Here is a 1470-nt window from a genome sequence, read left to right as displayed (position 1 = left end):
GGGTGACGAGCGGCGGACGGGTGAGTAATGTCTGGGAAACTGCCTGATGGAGGGGGATAACTACTGGAAACGGTAGCTAATACCGCATAACGTCGCAAGACCAAAGAGGGGGACCTTCGGGCCTCTTGCCATCAGATGTGCCCAGATGGGATTAGCTAGTAGGTGGGGTAACGGCTCACCTAGGCGACGATCCCTAGCTGGTCTGAGAGGATGACCAGCCACACTGGAACTGAGACACGGTCCAGACTCCTACGGGAGGCAGCAGTGGGGAATATTGCACAATGGGCGCAAGCCTGATGCAGCCATGCCGCGTGTATGAAGAAGGCCTTCGGGTTGTAAAGTACTTTCAGCGGGGAGGAAGGCGATAAGGTTAATAACCTTGTCGATTGACGTTACCCGCAGAAGAAGCACCGGCTAACTCCGTGCCAGCAGCCGCGGTAATACGGAGGGTGCAAGCGTTAATCGGAATTACTGGGCGTAAAGCGCACGCAGGCGGTCTGTCAAGTCGGATGTGAAATCCCCGGGCTCAACCTGGGAACTGCATTCGAAACTGGCAGGCTAGAGTCTTGTAGAGGGGGGTAGAATTCCAGGTGTAGCGGTGAAATGCGTAGAGATCTGGAGGAATACCGGTGGCGAAGGCGGCCCCCTGGACAAAGACTGACGCTCAGGTGCGAAAGCGTGGGGAGCAAACAGGATTAGATACCCTGGTAGTCCACGCCGTAAACGATGTCGACTTGGAGGTTGTGCCCTTGAGGCGTGGCTTCCGGAGCTAACGCGTTAAGTCGACCGCCTGGGGAGTACGGCCGCAAGGTTAAAACTCAAATGAATTGACGGGGGCCCGCACAAGCGGTGGAGCATGTGGTTTAATTCGATGCAACGCGAAGAACCTTACCTACTCTTGACATCCAGAGAACTTAGCAGAGATGCTTTGGTGCCTTCGGGAACTCTGAGACAGGTGCTGCATGGCTGTCGTCAGCTCGTGTTGTGAAATGTTGGGTTAAGTCCCGCAACGAGCGCAACCCTTATCCTTTGTTGCCAGCGGTCCGGCCGGGAACTCAAAGGAGACTGCCAGTGATAAACTGGAGGAAGGTGGGGATGACGTCAAGTCATCATGGCCCTTACGAGTAGGGCTACACACGTGCTACAATGGCGCATACAAAGAGAAGCGACCTCGCGAGAGCAAGCGGACCTCATAAAGTGCGTCGTAGTCCGGATTGGAGTCTGCAACTCGACTCCATGAAGTCGGAATCGCTAGTAATCGTAGATCAGAATGCTACGGTGAATACGTTCCCGGGCCTTGTACACACCGCCCGTCACACCATGGGAGTGGGTTGCAAAAGAAGTAGGTAGCTTAACCTTCGGGAGGGCGCTTACCACTTTGTGATTCATGACTGGGGTGAAGTCGTAACAAGGTAACCGTAGGGGAACCTGCGGTTGGATCACCTCCTTACCTTAAAGAACCTGCCTTTG

General features: G+C 54.8%; 1 rRNA gene. It reads left to right on the top strand.

Annotated features, from left to right (window positions below):
• Positions 1–1450: ribosomal RNA gene (locus BJ885_RS23120) — 16S ribosomal RNA — on the top strand; the annotation flags it as partial.
• Between the last annotated feature and the right edge of the window lie 20 nt (positions 1451–1470).

It is taken from the genome of Enterobacter sp. WP_7_1 (assembly GCF_003688535.1).
Taxonomy (GTDB): domain Bacteria; phylum Pseudomonadota; class Gammaproteobacteria; order Enterobacterales; family Enterobacteriaceae; genus Enterobacter; species Enterobacter asburiae.
This window is presented reverse-complemented; position numbering and strand designations above follow the sequence as displayed.